The sequence below is a fragment of the Sphingobacterium sp. UDSM-2020 genome (assembly GCF_016132525.1).
Classification (GTDB): Bacteria; Bacteroidota; Bacteroidia; order Sphingobacteriales; family Sphingobacteriaceae; genus Sphingobacterium; species Sphingobacterium anhuiense.
On sequence record NZ_CP066166.1, the window covers coordinates 2,980,445 to 3,003,431 of the forward strand.

A 22,987-nucleotide genomic window follows, 5' to 3' on the forward strand; every position below is an offset into this window, starting at 1 on the left:
AACTTTTAGCTCATAACAATGAACAAGATGATAAAATATGGATATCTGACTGCTACAGCTTCGCTTTTGATGCTGGCCTGCAATGCCGGAAATACGAAACATGATCAGGGGCAGCATGCCGTTCTTGATAGTTCAGTACAAGAAGGGTTTGTCGCAATGCTTGATTCTAATACATTGAAAGGATGGGAGGGAGATAGTAGCTATTGGCGTATGGAGAGTGGTATATTGGTTGGTGAAATTAAAGCTGATGCAGAACCTTTAAAGAATAATACTTTTTTAATTTGGAAAGGTGGAGAACCGGGTGATTTTGTATTGAAGTCCGGATTTAGGATCTCCGCAGATGGTAACAGTGGTATTAATTATCGGAGTGAACGTTTTGGGAACTTACCGTATGCTCTGAAAGGATATCAGGCTGATATTGATGGTCGGCATCTCTATACCGGCCAAAATTATGAGGAACGTAATCGTACTACTTTAGCTTATCGCGGGCAACAGACAGAGATACCGAATCCAACTGCAGGTGAATCTGGCGCTTCGAAAGGTAATGCCTGGAGTACCCTGATCGTGCGAGACACTTTGGCGACGGCAACGCAACTTGCTGATGCGGTTAAAGTTGGCGACTGGAACGAAATTGAAATTGTTGCAAAAGGTAATAAGTTATCTCACTATATCAATGGAAAGTTGATTTCGGAAGTCGTGGATAATGATAAGCAACATCGGAAGCAGAGTGGATTGATCGGTGTGCAGGTCCATGTGGGACCACCGATGAAAATCGAATATAAGGATATGAAAATTAAAATACTGGACTAACTTAACATAATCATTTTAAATATTTTTTTTAAAATGATTATATGGTCATTATGATCTGTGTTATATGCCGCATATTTAAATAGATTTTATGCATAACAATCTTTTGGTTAATTTACCTTAATTGCCAATGGATTTGAAATTAGGTTTTAGAACAAAAAGCGCAACTCCATGCTGTGCTTTTTGTTTATTTCTGTTTCTCATTTTTTAGGCTCCTCTCATAGGCCATTGAAATAGGACTGGTTCTCTCAATCTCTTAGTACGAAGTGTTTTTGTTGAATTTTAGTTCAGTTATAAAAAGTTGGAAAGACCTTATAAATTTTGCTAGTTTTGTTTCGTAAATTCTGAATCTCGTTTACTTTCTCCATTCAAATGAAGAGATCATACCGGAAAGTATTTCATTAGTTTAGTAGATGTTCTATTTGAATGAATTCAGATAATGAAGTTCTCTTATAATGGCGGAGTATTTCATATCTATTTTAATGAAGCAGGAAAGCACCTAAATAGAAAATTGTACTAGATTTAATATCCAAATTAACCATCAAAAATTAATGGCCAATACGTTATCTGTATATGTAAAGAATATCCTATATCGGCTTAGTAATGTAGGGGTTGACCCTGAAATGTCTTATGTTGAATCTCAGTATACTAAGCTGATCAATATCTTAAATTGGATAGGAATGTGCTGTATGCTTAGTTATGCTATTGTTAATTTCGGTAATGAACGTTATTTTCTTTCTTTTCTAAACTTATTGAATGTTTGCGATGCGACAACAGTGCTTATATTGAATAAGTATCGAAAGTATCTGAGTGCACGACTAGTAATGGTGATTTCAAGATTAATCATCTATACTGTGGCTGGATTGTATTTTCATAACGGTGGCGAATACTTTCTGGTGGCATTGCTGATCACGACCAGCTTGATGATTGATAACAAATGGATCAGGTTTTCTTTATGTTTTTTAATTTTTATAGCTTGTGTGGCCGTGATTTTATTTCTTCAACCACCTTTACTGGGATCTCCCGTTCCTCCAGAACAGGCTTATGCTAATATGATTGTAGGGATTTTATTGATAGTCGGTGTGGTGAGTTTCTTTAAAAGTATCCAGGGTACCTATCAGCAGGAAATTGAAAAACAGCGTCAAGCCTTATTTTCTTTAAATAAGGATAAAGAAAAGATGTTTTCAATTTTGGCACATGATATTCGCAGTCCTATGGTAACACTTGAAAATTTACTGCAGATGTTTCATGAGGATTTGCTGACGCATAATGAAAGAATCGAAACTATCGGTCTGTTGAAAGATCAAGTCTCCCAATTGGGCTCGGTTATGGACAATTTATTACGATGGAGTGTGCGGGGGATGCAGGGAATTCAAACTATAAAAGTTACTTTTTTACTTCGGCCTTTAGTGCTGGAATTATTTCATTTTTTTGATTTCCTTGTACGACAAAAACAACTTACGGTTGATATAAATATACCTGAGTCCATGAGTCTTTTTGCTGATTATGATCAAACGGCTGTTATCTTAAGAAACTTATTGAGCAATGCGATCAAATTTAGTGAGGTTTGCGGACGTGTAAAGGTATTTGCAGATGTTAAAGGCAACATGATTGATATTTTTATTAAAGATGAGGGAATGGGAATGGATGACCGCCGAATAAATATGTTGTTTACCTCCTCTCAGTTATCTACAAAGGGGACGATAGGAGAAAGGGGGTTTGGTCTCGGGTTAATTCTTTGTGCTGAATTTACCCGATTGAATGAAGGAACTATTCGGGTAGAAAGTAAGTTGAATAAAGGTTCAGTATTTGCCGTTTCATTACCTAAAAATAGTTAGTAGTCCTTTTGTAATGGGGTATCAATATATTAAATAGAGACTTATTGACATATAAAACCACTTCAAGCGGTAATTTCATTTTCCATTTTTTGAATAACTGGGGTTTATTTACATGAATTTTTTCTCTCTTGTGAGAAAAAATGTATAAATTTATTATTTAAGGAATCTAGTTATATGAAAATCTTCAATATGGAAAAAAGGTTTTTAAGGTTAATTGAGTATTTATACGTTTGAGATGTGAAAATAAAATTTTTAGTATTTGAACTTTTTTTTTAAAAGTTTTTTTTAATCATTAAAACAAAATAACTAAATCTAATGTAAATAGTCGGTGTAGATCTACAAGTAATGATCTACCAATTTATATTTAACATTTAAAAACACACGAATTATGGAGAAAAGTATTGTTCAAAAGGTTTTAAAATTCTGGTATTTACCTTTAATTGCTGGCATATTGCATATTATAGTAGGTGCTTATGCAGCAGCTGCACCTTTTAGCTCTTTTCTGGCTTTGAGTATATTTTTAAGTGTTGGAATTTTGATCAGTGGCGTATTTGAATTGTTTTATGCATTATCGAACCGTAAGAACAGTGATAATTGGGGTTGGCATTTGGTTGGTGGTATGCTGAATTTGTTTATTGGTGTATTGCTTATTGCCAATACGGGATTGACAGCATTGATGTTATCGGTATTTATTGGAGCCTGGTTATTATTTAGGTCCATTACAACAATTGCCAATGCTTTTGAGATCAAGCGTGTTGGAATAGGTAATTGGGGCTGGATTCTGTTTACCGGTATCTTAGGACTTTTGTTTTCATTCTTGTTGCTTTGGAACCCATTAATAGCAGGTATTACCATTGGTATTTGGATGGGAATAGGATTAATAACGGTAGGGGTCATGCATGTGGTACTAAGTCTTATTGGTCGAAGACTAAAAATGATCAATGAAGATCTGGATAATGGAGGTGATCATCATACCGAAATAAATTAATATTTAAAACAAAAAGCGCAAATTATATTGTGCTTTTTATTTTAAGTTAATAGTTTTGTATATAAGGGTTTTGGTCGTATTAAGGTGTTGATGAAAATGTTTTTGCTCATATTTTTATTTGTGGGCTTTTGAAATTATGGCTTTACTTCAATCGGATCAATATTCCTTTCCGTTTTATAATATTCTTGTAATCCCACTGTATTTTTATTGATTTCTCTAACCAACGTTTTAAATCGTTTTTATCGATTTGAGAAATGGAATTATAGTAAATCGATGCGTCTTTAAATTTAGATCCTATAATCTTTAATTTTTCTTCTTCAAAATCGGAACCACTCCAAAACATCAGTCTTATTCCAGTTTTTTGTCTGCTGTATCCTACAATGGGATTTTTTTCTATAAACCATACGGGATGTGCATGCCATATTTTATTTTCAGCATCTGGTAAATGCTGGGAAATTTCCTCAGCTAGCATATCACATATGGCTTGGTCTTCTTGATTCAGTTGATTATTGTACATTCTAATATCGGGATCCATATTTTATGTGTTTGATAATTCTTGGTCTTTCGGACTGAATTTACAATAATTTTCACTGGTTTCCACTTTGCAAATGACAAGAAAATAGTATTTGGTTATTTATGATCCAATTGTTCTTAATGCTTTTTTGATGATATATTTTGTTTCTTTTGTACCACTTTCTTTTTCCCAGCGCTCACAAAGTGAGCGCACGAAATCTGCTTTTGTCTTACTGGCATCGTTGAGCCAGTTGCCAACACTGTCCTGTACATAACGATCTGGATCGGATCGAAGTGGTTCCAAAATTTCTAATGCTAGCTCAGGTTTGTTTTTGAGTAGATCAATATGCTGACACCATACACCGCGTGGTCTTGTAGCCTCGCTGCTAAATCTTCTTACATTTTTGTTTTCATGCGAAGTCCAGTTGGAAAGGATGCTGATGCTGGAAAATAAATTATCTTTAATTTTATGTCTTACCGCCATCCAGCTGATCTCTCTCACTCCGAAATGTGTGTCTGCAGCAAATGGCTTAATTTGCTCTAGTGTCTGCTCAATGCTCAATTCATGATTTCTGCCAATTGTGTATGTTGCCCAACAGCGAGCCATATCGGCCTGATGTTGGGATAATATTTTTAGAAATTGCTGATCTCCATTTTTGAATGATTGCTCAAAGAGCGCTGTTCCGATAGCTTCATTGATCGTATTGACTGTTTGTTTTTTTAGCTGATCAATAGCTACTAAAACTGGTTTTAGATACGCTATGCGTTTATGTTGCTTTAATATATGCGTCAGTAAAGATCGTTGATCAATTGCTAACCACTCAACCAGATTTGCTGTTTCGACTTCTCCACAATTTAATTGCTTTAAAATAGCTGGAGATAGATCTTTAGTTGATCTTGCTCCTTTTCTTTTTACTTCGATCATAATTGGTCGATAAGGTCTTGAATATTTACTCTGTTCATATAATTGCTATCAACAAATTGATAGGTTATGTTATAATTTGTATCAATGAGGTATACAGCTGGTATTGGTAATTCGTTATGATCATTTTTATTATATTTTGACAGTTTAATCCCTAACTTTTCATAGGTGGTGAGGGCGTAATTTGGTAGCTCAAATGAAATGCCGAGTTGTTTGGCTAGTGTATTATCCTGATCCGTCAAAATATCATAACGGAGCATGTGGTTCACTTCTAATTCTTTGTTATAACTTTCCGATTGTGGAGCTATAGCGACTAACGAAATGTTTTTTTCTTTAAAAAATTCCATGTGGTCCTGTAATGCCTTTAGTTCTACATTGCAATAGGGACACCAGCTACCACGAAAAAAAGCTACAATTACTTTGCCTTTTTTTAGTAATTCACTTAAGTAGATGATTTGATTACGGGTATTCTTTAGGCTGAAATTGGGGAATTTATCACCGACCTGTGTGCTATTTTCTTCAATTTTACTGCTCTTTAATTCTTGAATAGATTGACTAAAAACTTCGATAATGTCAGCCGGCAACTGCACGGCTAAGTTTTTATTAATTTCATCTATTTTCTTTGCTAAGTTTGTCATGCGATATGATTTGTTTTTGCAAATATTTAAAAGTAAATTCATAATGACAATACCGCATATTATTATCCCTATGGGATAAAAAAGTCAATTTTATGAAATCAAAGGTGCAAGCTATATCTGAAAAAATATGTCCATTGGAATTTGCGGTGAACACGATAAGTGGTAAATGGAAAATTCCGATTATCTGGCGGATCAATGAAGGTGAAAAGCGCCCTAGTGAAATGTTGAGGGGAATAGTTAAGGTGGATCGCCGCGTGTTAAATCAACAATTAAAGGAGCTTGAAGAAGATGGTATTTTAAGTAAAAAAAGCTTTAATGAGTTACCTCCTCGTGTCGAATATACGCTTACACCTCTAGGTGAAAAACTGGTGGAGGTACTATGGAAATTAAATGCTTGGGGAGAATTACTGTTGCAGGAAAAATCGGGTTTTAAGTGATGGGTTCACTAGTAATGAACAGATGAAGCATCGCGTCACGATATGGAGGAACAATTTTAACCATGATCGAAGCCATTTCCCTGTAGGGAAATGGAAAGCTTACTTTGTCAATTCTTTTCGTGGTAGTGCAAAATCACTGTCCTGGTTTGCAATAACAGCTACTTCTCTTTCCGGAAATTGGATCTTCATCCAATTCTGGAGCTTGATAAATTCTTCTTCACTTAGTTTTTTATCTGCTATATAAATTAAAGAAATGGTATTGATAGCGCTATCTGCAGTGATTATTTTATTCTGTACACCTATGCTGTAGCTCGTTATCTGCGGAAATAAGATTTTGATATTCTCTTGTAAATTTGGTGTATTGATCTGGTATTTGTTCAATTCGGCATTTAATTGTTTTATTCTAATATCTTTTTCAGAAAGATTTTGTTCTTTTTTGTTTATTTCATTTAAAATATCTGCTTTAAGATCATTGTTGTCTTGACGGATGACTAGTTCTGTATTTTTAATTCCATAATCTTCCATTTCTCTTTTTATTCTGTCTACCTCTTCTTTACTGAATTTTTTGATTAGGAATGCTAATTCTAATTTTTTAGGATTGGAATTATAGTTCGTTCTTTCAAAAACGACTGTATATCCTTTGTCTGTAAAGGTTGTCTGAATAAATTTGTTAACTTTTTGTGCGTATTGTTTTTGTTCTAACAATGTATATGCGAAATATACACTGGGAATAATAAGTACGAGAATAATAAGTGAAATGACACGCGTTATTTTCTTTTCACGGTTTGCATCTACAAAGTTAACCTTTGGATAGTTGAGGTATTTGACAATGATAAAAGTAGAAAGGCAGATGAAAAAGCAATTGATCATATAGAGATATAATGCTCCCGCGAAATAAGAAAGATTGCCAATTGCTAGTCCATAGCCTGCAGTACATAAAGGAGGCATTAATGCTGTTGCTATAGCAACTCCAGGAATTGGATTTCCTTTGTCGACACGGGTGATGGTAATAACACCAACAAGTCCACCGAAGAAGGCAATAAGTACATCGTATATATTAGGTGAGGTGCGTGCCAAGAGTTCGGATTGTGCATCTTTGAAAGGACTTAGTGTGAAATATAAGAAAGAAACCAATAAACTTACAAAGGTTGCAATAAGAAGATTTTTTAATGATTTTTTTAACAGCGGAAAGTCGTAAACTCCTAATGCGAATCCGGCTCCTACTATTGGACTCATTAAAGGTGAAATAAGCATAGCTCCTATAATGACTGCTGTAGAGTTTACATTCAAACCTACCGAGGCAATGACTATGGCGCAAGCTAGTATCCAAAGATTAGCTCCTCGAAATGAAATATTATTTACGACATTTTCTAAGACATTTTCCTTTTTGTCTTCGCCAGTATGTAAATTGAAAAATCGTATGAATTTGGAGTTTGCCATAATTTCTCTATTATTACTCAATAACAGTATTTGTTAAAAATCGTTTGATAAATGTTAGGATATTCTTATGATATGCTGGATGAGTTTTTTTCTTTAAATATTATGATGCGGCCAACGAACAATTTTGTAAGTTCTTTTATTCAGCGATAAGCTTTCATAGGTTTGTCTAAAATATGTATTATGAAGTTGTCAGAAAATATTGTCGGTTTTCATCATTATTCGTTAAAGGCTCCTCAATTTGATGAAACAGTAAAGTTCTACGAACAATTGGGATTTGTAATTGTGCATTCTTGGTCATTACCTGATTTTAATCTCGAAAAATGTGTCATGATGTATCATGAACAAATTAATGTATATGTTGAAATATGCGATGGTGATGCCGATATGCCTGCTCAGGGTAGAAAGAGAAGGTTAGGGGAGGAAATGGTCGAAAATTCTATTCTTCATATCTGCTTTGTTGTCAAGGACGCGGCTAAAGCAAGGGTGGAAGCATTAAAAGCTGGAGCTATAGACCTGAGCAATGGAGTGCTTGCTATTCAGTTGAAAAATAAATCTAAATCTGTCGGTGTTCATAATAGTTTGGTTTATAGTCCAAATGGTGAGGTTATAGAATTTTTAGAACAGGTAAGTTTCTAGTTTTCACCGATAGCACCTAAGGCGGTTAATAAGGTTAAAATTTTCCTTCCTTTTTCGGTTAGGATGTAAAGCGATTTGACTTTATCTTTTTTGTTATCTATAATTTGATCTTCGACCAATTCTTTCAGTTGCTTGGTGAGTATCCGATCGGAAATATCTGGAAGTATGGATTTAAAACTTGCGTAATATAAATCTTCTTCATGGAGAGCAAATAGTAAAGATAATTTCCATCTACCACTGATTTGAGCGAGTGCTTTATGGGCTTTGCAAAACTCTAATAGCGATTTTTCATTTATAGAATTTGTTGAATTTTCTTTACGCATAGTTGATATTGATCGATGAGAAGGACAAGTTATGGATAAATTATTCATTTTTCCTTAACGGAAATTCTTTTGATGCTTTTATATCCATAGAAAATGATGTTTTTCCTTTATGCACATTTTAATAAGTAAATCTGACTATTGATTTTTCTTTAAAAATTATTAGATTACGCGTTATATAAGTTTAAAATTTTTGATATGGATACGCTTAATTCAAGTCTTCTTACAGCAGGTTTAATCACTTTAAAAGATAATAAACTCTTGTTGGCCTATAGTAATAATAAAAAAGCATGGTATTTGCCTGGCGGTAAGGTGGATTGTGGAGAGAGTTCATTAACGTCTTTAAAGCGGGAGATTAGAGAAGAATTGATGATTGACCTGAACGATGATAGATTGGATTTTTATTGTCATATAACTGCTCCTGCATATGGCGAAAATCCTGTGGTTATTATGGAGCAGGATTGTTTTATATATGATCTTAGAGAAGAAATTAATCCTAGCAATGAAATCGGGGCGGTCCAGTATTTTTCGAGAGCATCATATATGAAAGAGCAGTTTCAAGTGATTGGTGTTTTAATGGTTTTTGATAAACTGGAAGCAGACCGGCTAATAAAGGTCTGATACTTTACCTTTATTTTCCTGCTATTCACCGAGTTTTTTATATTGTTGATCTAAATGTAATAAAAAGAGCGTGTTCCTTGTCTTAATTTTGAGTCAGAAAGTTAAAAGAAATACTTTTTAAGAATGGGGTATTTAACTGACTAACTGATAACTCAAGAAAACTAAATTTATAAAATAAAGACATTATGAAAACGCTAGTAAAAACATTCACTGTAGCAGTATTGGTTGCAATCAGTACACTTACAATGGCTTCGGGAAATCCTGAAAAGACAATCAATTTGTCAACTGCAAATTTTGCAATCGATCATTATATAGACGTAATGACTGAAGGGCAGTCACTAGGTTTAGAGCAGTTATTTACTGCTGATTATAATCAGAAAGTCCAGGGTAAAATTGCGAGAACAAATAGCCGTTCGGACGTTATCAGTTTTTTGAAAAAACAAAAAGGAGAAAAGTTAAATTGTAAAACGACAACTTTAATCTTAGAACAGTCTGCACATTATATGGTAGCGAAAGTTACTATGCAATTTGAAAATTTTACTAAAACAGATTTGGTTACTTTAGTTAATGACGGCGGAGCCTGGAAAGTTTCAAAATCTATTAATTGTTATCAATAGAAAATGTTTAATTAAGTATCATATGTTTATGTTAGTCCTGTCGAAAGATAGGACTTTTTTGTTTTCCGATAATAGTTGATTCTTTTATTGATATTATGAAGGCATTTGTTTTCTTGTTATTAAGAATTCAGGTTAATTATTATTTAGATAATGTTAAGCTACCTTTTATGAGTTCTAGATTAAATTGACCAATTGTTGTATTTTTAAGCATGGCACTAAGGTGATTTCTTACTTTTTTGAAATCGTTGTGCAGAGGACATGGGTTTTTCTCGGAACAATAATCTAATCCCATGCCACATCCGATAAAGATCTGCTCGCCGTCTACAGCTAAGACGATGTCGGCAATTGGTTTTTTTAACCCTGCAGGATCAATGTAAAATCCGCCATTAGGTCCTTTCGAAGATTGTATTACACCTACTCTGCTGAGGTTCTGAAGAATCTTACCTAGAAAGGGTTCTGGTAGCTTTACTTTTTCAGCAATCTCTTTAATGCCTACTTTTCTACCCTCATGAGAACTTTGAGCGATGTAAAAGACTGCACGCATGGCATATTCACAGGTTTTAGAAAAAACACCCATTTTTTTAAATTATATTTTCTTTAATTGTAATCTTATGTGCAAAGATACTGTTCTAATTGATATTTATAACATTTTGCACGCGTTGGACATGATCCTGCTTGTGTATAGAAAGTCTTATGATACTGTTTTTATTTGCTGTAAGATTATGCATGATGGCACCTTCTAAGCCAATGAGATCTCCTTTTTCCATGTTATGTATAACTCCTGCTACATTTAAAATTATGGAACCTTCCTGGATGTGTATGACAATGGGAAATGGACTTTTGTGATCGGTCATAATTACTCCTTCTGCTAGACATATCCGAATCTCTTTGGTCGATGACGTTTCGAGTAAGACTGTTACTGATGGTTTTTCTCCTTTATATGACACTTCATTAAAGAGTGATACCGGAGTGTTTTGTTTGTTCATTTCCATGTCAGTTTTTTTTGATTAGTACAAATATAGTTATAAAAGATGTTTAACTCTTTTAATTATGGCTATATTTGTTTGTCGATACAATTTTAAAAATAACCCTTTATCAATTTGTGTATTAGGAATATGGAAAAGAAAGATATAACTTCATTAGCAGATATTCAATTACTTGTTGATACGTTTTACGGCAGGGTACGTGAGGATGCTCTCATTGGTCCCATCTTTAATAATCTACTGGCTGGCCGCTGGGAGGATCATTTGAAAAAAATGTATAGTTTTTGGCAAACTATCTTGTTGGAAAAGCATACTTACTTTGGAAGTCCATTTCCGCCACATGCTGCTATGGCTCTTACTCATGTGCATTTTGATGCTTGGCTAAAGCTCTGGTATAGTACGGTTCAGGAATTTTTTGAAGGAGAGAAAGCTGATGAAGCTATTCATAGGGGAGATAAAATGGCAACTATGTTTTTATCTAAAATCACTTATTTTAATAATTTAAATACCAAACCATTAATATGAACCTTAATACTATAAAGATGTGTTAGTACTGATCAATCGGATTTTGTTAAAATATTTGAACCCTAGTTTGGTATTGTTAAAATTAAGATCTTTGAGATGGAATTGATTTAAATAATTCAAATACTTTTTCTCTCTCGAGTAAACGCATACCCAGCTTTTCTGTGGAGATACCTGGGATTAATCGATAAGTGAAGGTAATATGTGATTCTTCATTAATTAATGTTTCTAAATGTTTTAGCTCAACATGATTTTTGTTTAATTTCGCACTTAGTTCAGTTATATGAGAGGATATCAGAAAAATAGAATTGTTTAATTCTTCACATCTTTCTACTAATGTTAAAGTAGCGTGATAAGCATCGTCATAATTTGTTCCTTTAAATAATTCATCCAGCAAAATAATCATTCTCTTCTTTGAAGCAAGTAGTTCAGCTGCTTTTTTTACTCTAAGTACCTCATTGTAGAAATGGCTGCGGCCAGAGCTAAGGTCATCACCAAGATTGATTGTCGTTAAAAGGCCATCAAAAAAAAGTGTATCCATTTTTTCTGCAGGAACAGGTAAGCCCAAGTGAGCTAAATAAATGCATGCTCCTAGGGTTTTTAACAAGGTCGATTTACCAGTCATGTTTGCTCCAGTTAAAAACCAGATGTTTTTCTCTTGTGATATTATGATATCGTTTTTTATAGGTTTTTTTAAAAATAGATTATAGGCTCCTTTTATCTCTAACATATGATCTACATCGGTTTTATTGTGAAATGTGGGAAAAATAAGATGATTTTGCATCATGGATTTTGCAATTCCTTGATAGATATCTAGTTCGTAGATAATAGTAAAAATCTTTTTAATATTGTGATTATTTAAATTTCTGAATTTATAATCATATTTGAGAATTAAAGCGGGCGATGTTTTTTTACTGGCTATTACTTTTAATTCGGATAGATCGAAATCTGATGTTAATTTGTTTAAAGATTTAAGCATCTCCCTGAGTCGTCCTACTGGTTTTTCCTGTTCTACTGCTTTATTTAATAATTCTGTCAAGTATGTGATTAACATGGCGATTTCGGCAATAGAGCGTTTGATTAATACGCGTTCCATTTGATTTTCTGCGGACCAGAAATTGAAAGATAATTTTTCTGAGTAGTAACGAAATAGATTTGCTGAATCAGTTTCTACTCCAAGACTTAAATATTTTTCTAAATCTTGGAACATATATTTATCGAATGGATGATTATCCATTACGTTTGATAAGTATTCGATTGCTTCGTTTCGGTCTTGGATTTCTTTTATATCTTTTAATGGATTAATGAAGTAGCTGTATAATAGGGACCTTCCGCCTAAAGTGCTGGTATTGTCAAAGAAATTACATAAACTAAAATCTCTATGATCAATAGCGTTTAAGTCACTGAGGGTTTGCTTATCAATTGTGAACATATCTTTAGAGATTGTTTATTAATGGTTTGTTGAATTGTTTCTTTTTTACTGCTGAATCTAAACTAAGATACAAAATGTGGATCATAGAATCAGTTTGTGTGCTGAAATTTAATAAGTTACTATTAGTGTAGATAGGGTTTTATTTAAAACGCAGGATAAAATAAGTTTGAGTAGTACAATAGTTATTTTTTATAGAAGTGGGCCTGTATTCCAAAATGATGAATTACATTATGCAGTCCGTTATCCTTACCACTTAAAAATAGTTAGTAAAATGTAAAATTATGGTCAGTATTGTAGTTGTAGAAGTTGACTCTTTATTGTTCTTGATACCTCATTAATCTTATTTCGAGAGAAATTAAACTTATTTTGGAGTTAAATTTCATATATTTATGTGTATATTTTGGTATGATAATAGAAGTTTTTAAGACTTATTTGTGCTGAAATCAATGATAAAAATACAAGATATTAAGTGCTGTTAAGGATTTCTAATTGTTATTTTAATGAGAACAATTAGAATATTCGCTTAAATTACAAGTGCATGAATAATGAAATAGAGAATAAACTTCGGGATAAAAATACAAAGCCAACAAGTATGCGGATATTAGTATACGATTTTTTAGCCTCTCAACATATTGCTTTATCCTTATCTGAAATGGAGGCCCACTTCTATCCAGCAGACCGTATAACCCTATACCGTACACTCAAAACTTTTGAAGAAAAAGGTATTGTGCATAGTATACAGGAAAATAATACGAGCAAATATATCCTCTGTCATGATGATTGTAATGAGGAAACACATAAAGACTGGCATCTTCATTTTTACTGTAAGATCTGTAAGCATACCACTTGCCGGACAGATATTAATTTTTCTGCGCCCAATAATAATTCGGTTCGAATTGATGAGGTCCGACTTTTTGCTAAAGGTATTTGCGAAAATTGTATGAATGAAACTATGCAATAGTATTGCATAGCATGAGCGCCTATCTTTGATAGTATTAATTAAGTTAAAGAATCTTATACAATGACTGTACAACATAAACACAAGTACGACGAAGCTGGTACGCAGCTTTGCTGCACACAGACAACAAAAATATATAATCAGGCTGGTGCTCAGGAACTCATCGGTCATCAGGGTAAATGTGAAGGACATAATCATAATGGAGATGGTCAAGTTCAACATACTGATGATGATGGACACGATCACTCTCATGTAGAAGGTAGCCCTTTGAAGCTGTTTACTCCTGCGATTATATCTTTTGTTCTTTTGATGCTTGCTATTGCTTTGGATAACTGGGTAATACAGAGTTGGTTTCAAGGGTGGGTAAGGTCTATATGGTATGTGGTAGCATACATTCCGGTAGGTTTTCCGGTCATTAAGGATGCAATAGTCAGTATACGGAAAGGTGATGTTTTTTCCGAATTCTTTTTAATGGCTATAGCTACTATCGGTGCGTTCGCTATTGGAGAATATCCTGAGGGTGTGGCGGTCATGCTATTTTATGCTGTTGGGGAAGTTTTTCAAACTTTAGCCGTATCAAGGGCTAAAGGGAATATCAAAGCACTTTTGGATCAACGTCCAGATGAGGTGACTGTTCTAATCAATAATCAACCCCAGATCATAAAAGCTGAAAATGTAGAAATCGGCTCAATCATTCAGTTAAAACCAGGTGAAAAACTGGGTTTGGACGGTGAATTGTTATCTGATGTCGCATCTTTCAATACGGCTGCTTTAACTGGAGAGAGTAAACCTGATAGTAAATCTAAAGGAGAGACCGTTCTTGCTGGAATGATTAATTTGAATACGGTTAGTTTGATTAAAGTAACAACTGCTTATACAGATAGTAAATTAAGTAAGATCCTAGAGCTGGTACAGAATGCAACTGCTCAAAAAGCACCAACTGAATTATTCATCCGTAAATTTGCTAAAGTATACACGCCAATAGTAGTTTTTCTGGCGATCGGTATTTGTTTATTGCCTGCGCTGTTTGTGCAAGATTATGTATTTAGCGATTGGCTGTATCGGGCATTGGTATTTTTAGTTATATCTTGTCCTTGTGCTCTGGTAATCTCTATTCCTTTGGGTTATTTTGGAGGAATTGGCGCTGCAAGCCGCAATGGAATTTTGTTTAAAGGAAGTAATTTCTTGGATACACTAGCGAATATTCAGCATGTGGTCATGGATAAAACTGGAACGATGACTGAAGGTGTCTTTCAGGTGCAAGAGGTTAATTTTGATACTAATTTTGATCAAGCTGAAATATTAAAGATGGTGAATGCTTTGGAGAGTAACAGTACTCATCCTGTAGCTACAGCTATTCATCAATATGTCGGTGAGGTTGATCATAATATTCGCTTAGATCAAGTGGAAGAAATAGGCGGGCATGGATTGCAGGCTACCGTGGACGGAAAGCAATTATTGGTCGGCAACTTTAAGTTAATGGATAAGTTTAATATCCGTTATGATGTTGATCCCGCTACGATTGTATATACTCTGATCGCTGTTGCATATGGCGGTAAGTTTGTCGGATATATTACTATTGCGGATAGCATTAAGACTGATGCATTAGAAACCATTCAGCAATTACACAAACTGAATGTAAAAGCAACTATGCTAAGTGGTGATAAAAGTACAGTGGTTCGATATGTGGCTGATCAATTGGGGATTGATGAGGCATATGGAGATTTATTGCCGGAAGATAAAGTCAATAAACTTAAAGAAATCAAAGCACAAAATCAACGCGTTGCCTTTGTTGGTGATGGTGTAAATGATGCTCCTGTTGTAGCTCTAAGTGATGTAGGTATTGCAATGGGAGGTCTAGGTAGCGATGCGACCATCGAAACTGCTGATGTGGTTATACAGGACGATAAACCGTCCAAGATACCAGTTGCAATTCGGATCGGAAAGCAAACTAAGCGCGTCGTATGGCAAAATATTACCTTAGCTTTTGTGGTCAAGGGAGTTGTATTGATTTTGGGTGCAGGGGGGATAGCAACAATGTGGGAAGCAGTTTTTGCTGACGTCGGTGTATCTTTGATAGCTATACTGAATGCTGTAAGAATTCAGAAAATGAAGTTTTAAATTTATTGAAAGTGCTCGTAATTTGATGTAAAGCGAGCACTTTTTGTGTACTTTAGTTTTTAGACTGTTATCCTACAATTTATCCTTAATACTTTTTACAACGGCTTTGTAATACTTGATTTTGTTTTCATCATCAACGATCTTTACTTTAACGTCATTGGCGGCTAAAAGCTGTATTTTGTCTGCCGAATCTTTTACATATTTCTTAGGAATATAGTAATAAATCTGATTTTTGATAAAGGTATTCTTCTTGTAAAACTTGTTTCTTGCTCGATAGGTTAAAAGCCACCATAGGTCGATCTCGACAAAATCCAAGGAGAGACCGAAAATATGTAGATCATTTGTGAAGAACAGATCAACCCATGATTGTAAAACCATTTGTCTGCCTGTTTGTAATCTTCTAATAAGGGATGTTTTATATACTTTGGTGCTCGGGGCATAATTTGGTCCATTGACAACATACTCACGCATTTTTTGTAATTGTCCGCAATAATGTTCATAGCCAAGGTTAATAGAAAACGGATTATTGCAATCTCCGTGAATATGCCAGTAGTTTTTGTTTAAAGATTGATATTGTCTAAATACACTATAGGTCGTTTCATTCACTAAACTTGTTTTTATTTTCGGATGTATGCCTTCTAGACTGAAATCATAATTGGTTGTCATGATATTTTGAATAGGTAATGTTCTAATCAATTCATGAATTTCATTTTGTTGTATGGCAGAAACGGCATCTGCAATGAAAGTTTTAAGCTCTTTTTCATCCACATGCTTTTGTTTTATGGCATTCAGGAATATCTCTTCGTAAAGCATAGGGAATGGTTTTTGACCATTTTCTAAGGATTGAACATGGTATTTTTTTTTAATGCTCATTAACAGATCATTCCAACTTGTTCCCTTGTTGATATTGTTGATGTCATTGCCAATAAGCAGTGCTATATGAGTCATAGTTTTTAAGGGTCTTGATAATCGCTTGGTTACTGCATTTTATTAAATCTAATATCGTTATTTTCTTCTAATCTATATTCAGCGACGCATATTTTATTGTACTGTAAGATTTTCATCCAAGATGGTATTTGCCTAAGCATTTAGCGTGTTCTAAATTTTTTAATTGAGCCATATGAGGAATGTACGATGGGTTGATTGTGTATTTTTACTGTATTTAATGCATCAATAATTTAATGTAAAATTTTATATTTCCTATATATGTCCAATATGGTCAGTTTAATTTTAGATTTTTAATCGGTCATTTTTATATAACCATTATTGCGTTTTTAAAACTTATTGATGATCGAATTACAAGAAATTTTAATCTGTAAATACTATTTGTGATTAACAACTATTTCGTAAGGTATCTGGTGTCATTTATTTAATTTGTGATTTATAAATCAATGATATAGTTTTATGTATTAATATTAAGTTTGATTTATTAGTTGTTTAGTATTCTAATGTTTCATTTAATTTCAGTTTTACTCATATCGAAAAGCTACTTAATAAAATTATGAAGAATGATCTCTCGTTGTTCCGTTTAAAGGTCATTTTTGTCATTTAAAAGTCTCAATAAAACTATTTCTGATTTTTTAAGTCAAAAGGTCAATTTATATTTTAATATTTGTATTACTTCGAAACGTAATAAATATTATGGCGGCATGCAAATGCCTTCAATATCTTATAATATTCGAAACTGCATAGTGATTCATCGTTTTCACAAATGGTGTTAATGTGCTTTAATTTCTTATTTAATCTTTCAATTATTTTTCAATGATTAGAGAAAAAGCAATCAGGTTGGCAATTCAGGTCACTTTTATATTATTCATTTCGGTTTTTTCCGGTTGTAGTGATTTTGAATATAGTCCAAATCAGATTTTTAGTAAAAATTCATATCGCGATCTCAACGCAATCAATTTAAATAAGTTGGGGGATGGTCAGCAAGATGATACTGTCCGGTTTATAATAACAGGAGATACGCAGCGGTCACATAATGAAACAGTAAATTTTTATAAGAAAGTAAATACGATGACAGGGATTGATTTTGTGATTGTGGCTGGTGATATAACTGAGTTTGGTAATCTTAAAGAAATGCAATGGGTTGCCGAAAACCTTACTAAGCTGAATAGACCATTTCTTGCGGTTATTGGCAACCATGATCTTACTTCACGTGGCAGAGATGCATTTCAGCATATGTATGGAAAGCTCAATTATTCTTTTGTATATGGGGGAGTTAAATTTATCTGTCATGATACGAACAGTAGGGAGTATAATTTTAATGGTCAGGTACCTAATATACCCTGGCTTAAAAAGGAGCTAGAGCCACAGCCTCATGTAGAGAGTTATGTGGCTATTTCTCATGTTCCACCTACCTCTCCAGATTTTGATCAAAATCTGGAATACGATTATGCTTCAACATTTAGCAACGCCGGAGGTTTTCTCACATCCTTTCATGCTCATAATCATGTTTTTGAGGAGTTTACTGTTGGAAACTTTGAAACACCTTTTGTGGTCACGAGTGCAATTGGAAAAAATGAATTTTTATTAGTCGAAATTGTAAATAATAAACTGAGCTTTGAACAAATATCTTTTTAAATTAAGCATACTAGTCCTTTTTTTAATTGGCACAGTCAATCCGAGTAATGCACAGAAAAAGAACTTTTTTATCCCAGATGCGGCAATTATTCAATATGCTGGAAGCATTGGTTATATAAGTGTTGGCGCAGGATATGATATTTTTAAAAATAAGAGAGGTAACATTGATTTTAATTATGGTTATGTACCTGTTTCTAAGGGAGGAGAGCTACATTCGATAACCGCAAAATTTGCTTACAAGCCTTTTGAAATAAAGTTAAATAATTGGGGGAAATTGTATCCGCTTAATCCAGGTGTATTTCTCAGTTATACTTTTCATGATGATTTATCATTTAAATTTAATTCATCGGAATATCCATCCGGTTATTATTATTGGTCTCCTGCTTTGAGACCTCACATCTCATTATCTAATGAAATTGAACTCAATATGAATAAAATATGGAAGGAAATCGGAATAGAAAAGATTGGAATTTATACTGAATTCAATTCAAATGACTATTATATTATTAATTATTTTCAGAATATAAAAGCACTTTCTCTTGCTGATGTTTTTCAGCTTGGGGTAGGTATACGATTTAAGTTTTAATCTTTTAAACTAAAAAAGGATTGTTTCTGAATATTTTAGTAGGTGTTTTCAGTCGTTTTTATGTTGGTGTCGCTATTAGATTATAAAATCTCAGATACTTTTTTTAAGTTTAATTCATGAAGAAAGTAATTTTGGTTTTGGGTGCGCCAAATGATGAAAGGGGAAATCTGAGTCAAATTGCAACTGACAGACTTAATTGTGTATTTGAACTCTGCAGGTATAATGATGCCTGCCAGATTTTATGTTCAGGCGGATTTGGAGGTTTTAATCCTACAGATCTTCCACATGCAACATACAGCAAAGCATATCTCGTTTCAAAAGGAATCCCAAATCATTTTTTTTTACCTTTTGCCCTTTCGGCACATTCAGTTGATGATATTAGGAAGGCTTTACCAATATTGGAGGAAGAAAGACCAGACCTGGTGATGTTAGTCACCTCAGATTTTCACATGGAGCGTATAAAAATTCTATGGGATATTATAGCACCTAAGCGATTTCCGATTATTTTTATCCCTGCCGTTTCAAGCTTGGATACACAGCAATTAGTGATGCTTGAGGAACATGAAAGGAACGCTATTAAGGCTTTAGAGAAAAATAATTTTAAAATATATTAGTCTAAAATTAAGGGATTAAGCCATCTCTATTTTTATGGAAAATTTATAGTCCCAGTTCATTTAATATTTGTCGATAATTATTAATAAAAAGCTTGGTCAATTTAAACTGTTCTGTTTCTTCATAATGCGTTAATTCAAGTCCGCTATCTGTTACTTTATATATTTCTGAATCGGGATAGGATAATAAAATAGGGGAATGTGTTGCAATAATAAATTGAGAGTTTTGATCGACCAATTCTTTTATCCGAATCATCATATTGAGTTGACTATCAAATGAAAGTGCTGATTCTGGTTCGTCAAAAATATAAAACCCTTTTCCTGATAATCTATTATGCATCAGTGCTAAGAAGCTTTCTCCATGTGAACATTGATGTAATGATTGACCATATGCTTCTTCTAATTTCGCTTGATCGCCTTCGTAAAGGTTATCTATTTCACTGGCAACATTAAAAAAACTCTCCGCTCTTAAGAAATAACCGTCTCTAAAGCGGTATGGACCTCTGATCAGTTTAATATCCTCATAAAGGTTCGAATGTGATTCTTTCGTTAAAAAGTTAAAATTTAAGCTTCCACCTTCGGCATTAAATCCTGACTTAATCGCAATTGATTCGATAAAAGTAGATTTTCCTGATCCGTTGTCTCCTACGATAAAAGTGACTGGGCTACGGAAAGTAAGCTTATCTAAACTGTGGATGGATGGAATGTTGTATGGGTAAGATATACGATCCACATGTGGCTTAGTATTTTCAACACTTTTTAGGTATAACATATTGATCAATCATATAAAAACAAATATTAAGTTAGTGCTAATGCGAATTAATCTCTTTTCCCTTTGATATAAGCATACACTGCTTGTGCATGACCATGTCCTAGCTGATAATCTTCTTTTAACCAATTGATAATCTGATTAGCTTTTATTTCAGCTTTAATTTTATTGTTTTCTATAAATCCTTTTTGGGTTGCTAAGTTTATAAATGCTTCGGGACTTACTCCGGTTTTTTCTTCAATATTCTTTAGGTATGTGTGAAAAGACATGCTATTAAATTTAATTTTCGGTTTCTAATTACTGGTACATTTATCAACTAGCTTTTTTATATTTTGCTGTTGGATCTGCATTATATCACAGCTAAAATTATACCACAATTTTGCCTTTTTTTAACAAATAAGCATTGATTTTCTATCGGAGATTAACGATACTTTATTTTTTTATGCAGGAAGTATCGTTTGCACAGGTGTACTAATAGGGGATGAGAATCTAGAAGTAGTATCCTCTTTTATGAATCGAAATAGTATAATATATTTTCTAAAGCTTACATAAAATAAAGCAGGGTGAATTAATACGTTTGTAATATGTGGTATATACTTGTTTTGAGAAAATATTGAAAAAAAAGAAAATCTTCCAATCCACTCATAAAAAGTTGTCGTATATAAATTCATAAACTAAAAAATTATACACTAAAAACGAATATGTTATGGAAAAAATGTCATCTCAAAAAGAGTGTTTAGTAGAAGAAAACGAACATCTCGATAAAAAAGACCTTCGGAGAAGGGATTTCTTAAAATTTACCGGTGCAGGCGTAGCAAGTCTTGCCCTACTTGGGGTAACTGGTTGTAAAAAGGACCGCCATGATGAAGATATGGGGGCAGATGGTTTTTATTTTGGCAGTGGTGACATCGCTATTTTAAATTATGCCTACGCACTTGAGCAACTTGAAGCGGCTTTTTATATTCAGGTTGTAAATAGTCCATACTCTGGTATATCAGATTTGGAAAAGACTTACTTAACAGATATCAGAGATCATGAGGTTGCGCATCGCGAATTCTTTAAAAAAGCTTTAGGTGGGAAAGCTATTTCAAATTTAGAATTTAATCTGTCCGGTATTAACTTTTCAAGTAGAGAAAGTGTGCTAAGCACCGCCAAAACATTTGAAGATCTGGGTGTCTCTGCCTATAATGGTGCTGGATGGCTGATCAAAGATGTCAACTATCTTGCCTTAGCAGGTAAAATTGTATCTGTTGAAGCTAGACATGCTGCATTGATCAGAGATTTGATCGATAACGGAAGTTTTGCGAATATGGAAGTTATTGATTCAAATGGTTTAGATGTTGCTAAAAGTCCCACTATGGTGCTTCAGGCGGCTTCCCCATTTATCAAATCTAAAATTGATGTAAAGGATTTACCTACTTATTAACCTTCTAAATCTTATTGTTATGAATTTATTAAATGTTTTTGACGAAATAAATAATGTTGATCCAGAATTCACTGATCGCATTAGTCCACGCAGAGAAGTTATTCGAAATATGACTTCTTTTGGAAAAAAGGTTACTTTGGCCGCATTACCCTTCCTTATAAGTGATCTTTTTAAGAAAGCTTATGGCGCGACAGCTCCTACAGATGTTAATGGTGTGTTGAATTATGCGTTAACGTTGGAATATCTTGAAGCGGAATATTATACTAAAGGGGTTGCTGCCCCCAATCTAATTCCTTCAGGTAGACCTTTGGGAGCTATTACAACCATTCGTGATCATGAAAATGCGCATGTTAAATTTCTTAAGCAGGTATTAGGGGATAAGGCAGTTTCTAAACCTACTTTTGATTTTACAGCTGGAGGTACCTTTGGAAATGTTTTTAGTGATTATGATACATTCTTAGCTCTTGCTCAAGCTTTTGAAGATACTGGTGTCCGTGCATATAAGGGACAGGCAGGTATTTTGCTCGGAAATAAAGTTGTGCTAACCGCCGCTTTACAGATACATTCGGTAGAGGCTCGTCATGCTTCGCATATACGTCAGATGCGTAGAGCAAGAGGGGGTGCTGCTGCAAATCAAAAACCTTGGATAACAGGTGCAAATGATAGTGGAATTGGTGCTGTTGTAGATCCAGTTTATATGGGGGAAGATAATAAAGTTCAAGCAAATGTTGATATTACAACTTTGAAAGGTGTTACAGGTAATTTATCTTTGGCTGCGGCTACTCAATCTTTTGATGAGCCTTTAGGAGCTGATGCTGTTCTTAATATTGCAAGTCTGTTTATTAAAAATTAGTGTATAATGCTTTGAAGTGAGGCTCCCTGTTTGTTATGAACAGGGAGCTTTTTTTGATACTATTTTCAGTGCTCTGAAGTGAGAAACTTAACAGATATAAGGTTTAATGTATTGGTTATGATTTTTTCTGGTGCCGCTTTTTGCCTTGTATAAATTCATAAAAATTGTATTTTTCAATTTGATTCTTAAAACATTTTATTCTAATTATTTGTTTAACTATAAAAACATTACAAATCAGATTAAATGCTATTTTTTGCCGGATGTAACTTATTATGTAGCGATCGAATCAGTTAGGATATTTCACAAAAAATATCTGATAAAAACCTACTTAAGCTAGAAGGATGTGTCTTTAAATAGTTTATTTCA

General features: G+C 33.7%; 26 protein-coding genes. 15 read left to right on the forward strand and 11 right to left on the reverse strand.

The features are described 5' to 3' along the window. Nucleotides 1–18 precede the first annotated feature (18 nt). The 3 genes from JAZ75_RS12580 to JAZ75_RS12590 all read left to right on the forward strand — a co-directional run bounded on the left by JAZ75_RS12580 (nt 19) and on the right by JAZ75_RS12590 (nt 3,633). Nucleotides 19–810, forward strand: a complete 792-nt coding sequence (locus JAZ75_RS12580; RefSeq protein WP_208702211.1) for a DUF1080 domain-containing protein — start codon at nt 19–21, stop codon at nt 808–810. A gap of 548 nt (nt 811–1,358) precedes the next feature. Then, nucleotides 1,359–2,645: a sensor histidine kinase gene (locus tag JAZ75_RS12585; protein ID WP_208702213.1), complete on the forward strand. Its 1,287-nt coding sequence runs from the start codon at nt 1,359–1,361 to the stop codon at nt 2,643–2,645. 388 nt (nt 2,646–3,033) lie between these two features. Next, nucleotides 3,034–3,633 carry an HdeD family acid-resistance protein gene (locus JAZ75_RS12590; RefSeq protein ID WP_208702215.1) on the forward strand — a complete coding sequence of 200 codons (600 nt, stop codon included), beginning with the start codon at nt 3,034–3,036 and terminating at the stop codon, nt 3,631–3,633. 142 nt (nt 3,634–3,775) lie between these two features. Here JAZ75_RS12590 and JAZ75_RS12595 read toward each other — a convergent pair whose 3' ends face one another. The 3 genes from JAZ75_RS12595 to JAZ75_RS12605 all read right to left on the reverse strand — a co-directional run bounded on the left by JAZ75_RS12595 (nt 3,776) and on the right by JAZ75_RS12605 (nt 5,706). Next, complete coding sequence (locus JAZ75_RS12595; RefSeq protein ID WP_208702217.1) at nt 3,776–4,168, reverse strand: DUF1801 domain-containing protein; 393 nt, start codon at nt 4,166–4,168, stop codon at nt 3,776–3,778. 99 nt (nt 4,169–4,267) lie between these two features. Continuing rightward, entirely contained in the window at nt 4,268–5,071 is an 804-nt protein-coding gene (locus JAZ75_RS12600; RefSeq protein WP_208702219.1) for a DNA alkylation repair protein, read from the reverse strand. Beyond that, nucleotides 5,068–5,706: a peroxiredoxin-like family protein gene (locus JAZ75_RS12605; RefSeq protein ID WP_208702221.1), complete on the reverse strand. Its 639-nt coding sequence runs from the start codon at nt 5,704–5,706 to the stop codon at nt 5,068–5,070. The genes JAZ75_RS12600 and JAZ75_RS12605 overlap by 4 nt, the downstream gene beginning before the upstream one ends. A gap of 92 nt (nt 5,707–5,798) precedes the next feature. Here JAZ75_RS12605 and JAZ75_RS12610 point away from each other — a divergent pair, with 92 nt between their 5' ends. Next, nucleotides 5,799–6,143 carry a winged helix-turn-helix transcriptional regulator gene (locus JAZ75_RS12610; RefSeq protein WP_183917047.1) on the forward strand — a complete coding sequence of 115 codons (345 nt, stop codon included), beginning with the start codon at nt 5,799–5,801 and terminating at the stop codon, nt 6,141–6,143. Between the two features lie 99 nt (nt 6,144–6,242). Here JAZ75_RS12610 and JAZ75_RS12615 read toward each other — a convergent pair whose 3' ends face one another. Then, nucleotides 6,243–7,583: a DUF389 domain-containing protein gene (locus JAZ75_RS12615; RefSeq protein WP_208702223.1), complete on the reverse strand. Its 1,341-nt coding sequence runs from the start codon at nt 7,581–7,583 to the stop codon at nt 6,243–6,245. A gap of 180 nt (nt 7,584–7,763) precedes the next feature. On the opposite strand from JAZ75_RS12615, the gene JAZ75_RS12620 reads away from it, so the two are divergent. After that, nucleotides 7,764–8,219, forward strand: a complete 456-nt coding sequence (locus JAZ75_RS12620) for a VOC family protein (RefSeq protein ID WP_021187873.1) — start codon at nt 7,764–7,766, stop codon at nt 8,217–8,219. Here JAZ75_RS12620 and JAZ75_RS12625 read toward each other — a convergent pair. Continuing rightward, complete coding sequence (locus JAZ75_RS12625; RefSeq protein WP_208702225.1) at nt 8,216–8,542, reverse strand: winged helix-turn-helix transcriptional regulator; 327 nt, start codon at nt 8,540–8,542, stop codon at nt 8,216–8,218. The two genes, JAZ75_RS12620 and JAZ75_RS12625, sit on opposite strands and share 4 nt — an antisense overlap. 195 nt (nt 8,543–8,737) lie before the next feature. Between JAZ75_RS12625 and JAZ75_RS12630 the strand changes: the two genes are divergently transcribed. Beyond that, nucleotides 8,738–9,160: an NUDIX hydrolase gene (locus JAZ75_RS12630; protein WP_208702226.1), complete on the forward strand. Its 423-nt coding sequence runs from the start codon at nt 8,738–8,740 to the stop codon at nt 9,158–9,160. Nucleotides 9,161–9,345: 185 nt separating this feature from the next. Then, the gene (locus JAZ75_RS12635) at nt 9,346–9,777 is read left to right on the forward strand and encodes a nuclear transport factor 2 family protein (RefSeq protein ID WP_132842863.1); all 432 of its coding nucleotides are present in this window, start codon (nt 9,346–9,348) and stop codon (nt 9,775–9,777) included. A 139-nt stretch (nt 9,778–9,916) separates the two neighbouring features. Here the strand turns inward: JAZ75_RS12635 and JAZ75_RS12640 are convergent, their stop codons facing one another. Together JAZ75_RS12640 and JAZ75_RS12645 are read right to left on the reverse strand one after the other, a co-directional pair. After that, the gene (locus JAZ75_RS12640; protein ID WP_021187868.1) at nt 9,917–10,354 is read right to left on the reverse strand and encodes an RrF2 family transcriptional regulator; all 438 of its coding nucleotides are present in this window, start codon (nt 10,352–10,354) and stop codon (nt 9,917–9,919) included. A gap of 52 nt (nt 10,355–10,406) precedes the next feature. Next, nucleotides 10,407–10,763 (reverse strand): cupin, encoded by a 357-nt coding sequence (locus tag JAZ75_RS12645; protein WP_232789432.1) that lies wholly within the window; start codon nt 10,761–10,763, stop codon nt 10,407–10,409. 129 nt (nt 10,764–10,892) lie between these two features. On the opposite strand from JAZ75_RS12645, the gene JAZ75_RS12650 reads away from it, so the two are divergent. Further along, nucleotides 10,893–11,285 carry a group III truncated hemoglobin gene (locus tag JAZ75_RS12650; protein WP_208702230.1) on the forward strand — a complete coding sequence of 131 codons (393 nt, stop codon included), beginning with the start codon at nt 10,893–10,895 and terminating at the stop codon, nt 11,283–11,285. 82 nt (nt 11,286–11,367) lie between these two features. On the opposite strand, the gene JAZ75_RS12655 is transcribed toward JAZ75_RS12650, so the two are convergent. Continuing rightward, nucleotides 11,368–12,714 (reverse strand): MutS-related protein, encoded by a 1,347-nt coding sequence (locus JAZ75_RS12655; RefSeq protein WP_208702232.1) that lies wholly within the window; start codon nt 12,712–12,714, stop codon nt 11,368–11,370. A 538-nt stretch (nt 12,715–13,252) separates the two neighbouring features. On the opposite strand from JAZ75_RS12655, the gene JAZ75_RS12660 reads away from it, so the two are divergent. Together JAZ75_RS12660 and JAZ75_RS12665 are read left to right on the forward strand one after the other, a co-directional pair. Next, a complete protein-coding gene (locus JAZ75_RS12660) occupies nt 13,253–13,675 on the forward strand; it encodes a Fur family transcriptional regulator (protein WP_132770887.1) in 423 nt (140 codons plus the stop codon). A 60-nt stretch (nt 13,676–13,735) separates the two neighbouring features. Further along, complete coding sequence (locus tag JAZ75_RS12665) at nt 13,736–15,793, forward strand: heavy metal translocating P-type ATPase (RefSeq protein WP_208702234.1); 2,058 nt, start codon at nt 13,736–13,738, stop codon at nt 15,791–15,793. Between the two features lie 72 nt (nt 15,794–15,865). Here JAZ75_RS12665 and JAZ75_RS12670 read toward each other — a convergent pair whose 3' ends face one another. Further along, nucleotides 15,866–16,741 carry an SIR2 family protein gene (locus JAZ75_RS12670; protein WP_021187864.1) on the reverse strand — a complete coding sequence of 292 codons (876 nt, stop codon included), beginning with the start codon at nt 16,739–16,741 and terminating at the stop codon, nt 15,866–15,868. An 813-nt stretch (nt 16,742–17,554) separates the two neighbouring features. On the opposite strand from JAZ75_RS12670, the gene JAZ75_RS12675 reads away from it, so the two are divergent. From JAZ75_RS12675 to JAZ75_RS12685, 3 genes are all read left to right on the forward strand, one after another. After that, nucleotides 17,555–18,376 (forward strand): metallophosphoesterase family protein, encoded by an 822-nt coding sequence (locus JAZ75_RS12675; RefSeq protein WP_132842856.1) that lies wholly within the window; start codon nt 17,555–17,557, stop codon nt 18,374–18,376. Beyond that, nucleotides 18,357–18,962: a hypothetical protein gene (locus JAZ75_RS12680; RefSeq protein ID WP_232789433.1), complete on the forward strand. Its 606-nt coding sequence runs from the start codon at nt 18,357–18,359 to the stop codon at nt 18,960–18,962. The genes JAZ75_RS12675 and JAZ75_RS12680 overlap by 20 nt, the downstream gene beginning before the upstream one ends. Nucleotides 18,963–19,078: 116 nt before the next feature. Continuing rightward, nucleotides 19,079–19,576 (forward strand): YdcF family protein, encoded by a 498-nt coding sequence (locus JAZ75_RS12685; protein WP_208702236.1) that lies wholly within the window; start codon nt 19,079–19,081, stop codon nt 19,574–19,576. A 43-nt stretch (nt 19,577–19,619) separates the two neighbouring features. On the opposite strand, the gene JAZ75_RS12690 is transcribed toward JAZ75_RS12685, so the two are convergent. Both JAZ75_RS12690 and JAZ75_RS12695 read right to left on the reverse strand, forming a co-directional pair. After that, nucleotides 19,620–20,345 carry an AAA family ATPase gene (locus tag JAZ75_RS12690; protein WP_208702238.1) on the reverse strand — a complete coding sequence of 242 codons (726 nt, stop codon included), beginning with the start codon at nt 20,343–20,345 and terminating at the stop codon, nt 19,620–19,622. Between the two features lie 47 nt (nt 20,346–20,392). Further along, nucleotides 20,393–20,611 carry a DUF4287 domain-containing protein gene (locus tag JAZ75_RS12695; RefSeq protein ID WP_208702240.1) on the reverse strand — a complete coding sequence of 73 codons (219 nt, stop codon included), beginning with the start codon at nt 20,609–20,611 and terminating at the stop codon, nt 20,393–20,395. Nucleotides 20,612–21,048: 437 nt separating this feature from the next. Here JAZ75_RS12695 and JAZ75_RS12700 point away from each other — a divergent pair, with 437 nt between their 5' ends. Both JAZ75_RS12700 and JAZ75_RS12705 read left to right on the forward strand, forming a co-directional pair. After that, on the forward strand, nt 21,049–21,768 hold the full coding sequence (locus tag JAZ75_RS12700; protein ID WP_021187857.1) for a ferritin-like domain-containing protein: 720 nt from the start codon (nt 21,049–21,051) through the stop codon (nt 21,766–21,768). Between the two features lie 19 nt (nt 21,769–21,787). After that, nucleotides 21,788–22,621 carry a ferritin-like domain-containing protein gene (locus tag JAZ75_RS12705; RefSeq protein WP_208702243.1) on the forward strand — a complete coding sequence of 278 codons (834 nt, stop codon included), beginning with the start codon at nt 21,788–21,790 and terminating at the stop codon, nt 22,619–22,621. The last annotated feature ends 366 nt before the right edge of the window (nt 22,622–22,987 follow it).

Coding starts and splice junctions, on each gene's coding strand:
- JAZ75_RS12580 (WP_208702211.1), top strand. CDS start 19: ATGAACAAGATGATAAAATATGGATATCTGACTGCTACAGCTTCGCTT.
- JAZ75_RS12585 (WP_208702213.1), top strand. CDS start 1,359: ATGGCCAATACGTTATCTGTATATGTAAAGAATATCCTATATCGGCTT.
- JAZ75_RS12590 (WP_208702215.1), top strand. CDS start 3,034: ATGGAGAAAAGTATTGTTCAAAAGGTTTTAAAATTCTGGTATTTACCT.
- JAZ75_RS12595 (WP_208702217.1), bottom strand. CDS start 4,168: ATGGATCCCGATATTAGAATGTACAATAATCAACTGAATCAAGAAGAC.
- JAZ75_RS12600 (WP_208702219.1), bottom strand. CDS start 5,071: ATGATCGAAGTAAAAAGAAAAGGAGCAAGATCAACTAAAGATCTATCT.
- JAZ75_RS12605 (WP_208702221.1), bottom strand. CDS start 5,706: ATGACAAACTTAGCAAAGAAAATAGATGAAATTAATAAAAACTTAGCC.
- JAZ75_RS12610 (WP_183917047.1), top strand. CDS start 5,799: ATGAAATCAAAGGTGCAAGCTATATCTGAAAAAATATGTCCATTGGAA.
- JAZ75_RS12615 (WP_208702223.1), bottom strand. CDS start 7,583: ATGGCAAACTCCAAATTCATACGATTTTTCAATTTACATACTGGCGAA.
- JAZ75_RS12620 (WP_021187873.1), top strand. CDS start 7,764: ATGAAGTTGTCAGAAAATATTGTCGGTTTTCATCATTATTCGTTAAAG.
- JAZ75_RS12625 (WP_208702225.1), bottom strand. CDS start 8,542: ATGCGTAAAGAAAATTCAACAAATTCTATAAATGAAAAATCGCTATTA.
- JAZ75_RS12630 (WP_208702226.1), top strand. CDS start 8,738: ATGGATACGCTTAATTCAAGTCTTCTTACAGCAGGTTTAATCACTTTA.
- JAZ75_RS12635 (WP_132842863.1), top strand. CDS start 9,346: ATGAAAACGCTAGTAAAAACATTCACTGTAGCAGTATTGGTTGCAATC.
- JAZ75_RS12640 (WP_021187868.1), bottom strand. CDS start 10,354: ATGGGTGTTTTTTCTAAAACCTGTGAATATGCCATGCGTGCAGTCTTT.
- JAZ75_RS12645 (WP_232789432.1), bottom strand. CDS start 10,763: ATGAACAAACAAAACACTCCGGTATCACTCTTTAATGAAGTGTCATAT.
- JAZ75_RS12650 (WP_208702230.1), top strand. CDS start 10,893: ATGGAAAAGAAAGATATAACTTCATTAGCAGATATTCAATTACTTGTT.
- JAZ75_RS12655 (WP_208702232.1), bottom strand. CDS start 12,714: ATGTTCACAATTGATAAGCAAACCCTCAGTGACTTAAACGCTATTGAT.
- JAZ75_RS12660 (WP_132770887.1), top strand. CDS start 13,253: ATGAATAATGAAATAGAGAATAAACTTCGGGATAAAAATACAAAGCCA.
- JAZ75_RS12665 (WP_208702234.1), top strand. CDS start 13,736: ATGACTGTACAACATAAACACAAGTACGACGAAGCTGGTACGCAGCTT.
- JAZ75_RS12670 (WP_021187864.1), bottom strand. CDS start 16,741: ATGACTCATATAGCACTGCTTATTGGCAATGACATCAACAATATCAAC.
- JAZ75_RS12675 (WP_132842856.1), top strand. CDS start 17,555: ATGATTAGAGAAAAAGCAATCAGGTTGGCAATTCAGGTCACTTTTATA.
- JAZ75_RS12685 (WP_208702236.1), top strand. CDS start 19,079: ATGAAGAAAGTAATTTTGGTTTTGGGTGCGCCAAATGATGAAAGGGGA.
- JAZ75_RS12690 (WP_208702238.1), bottom strand. CDS start 20,345: ATGTTATACCTAAAAAGTGTTGAAAATACTAAGCCACATGTGGATCGT.
- JAZ75_RS12695 (WP_208702240.1), bottom strand. CDS start 20,611: ATGTCTTTTCACACATACCTAAAGAATATTGAAGAAAAAACCGGAGTA.
- JAZ75_RS12700 (WP_021187857.1), top strand. CDS start 21,049: ATGGAAAAAATGTCATCTCAAAAAGAGTGTTTAGTAGAAGAAAACGAA.
- JAZ75_RS12705 (WP_208702243.1), top strand. CDS start 21,788: ATGAATTTATTAAATGTTTTTGACGAAATAAATAATGTTGATCCAGAA.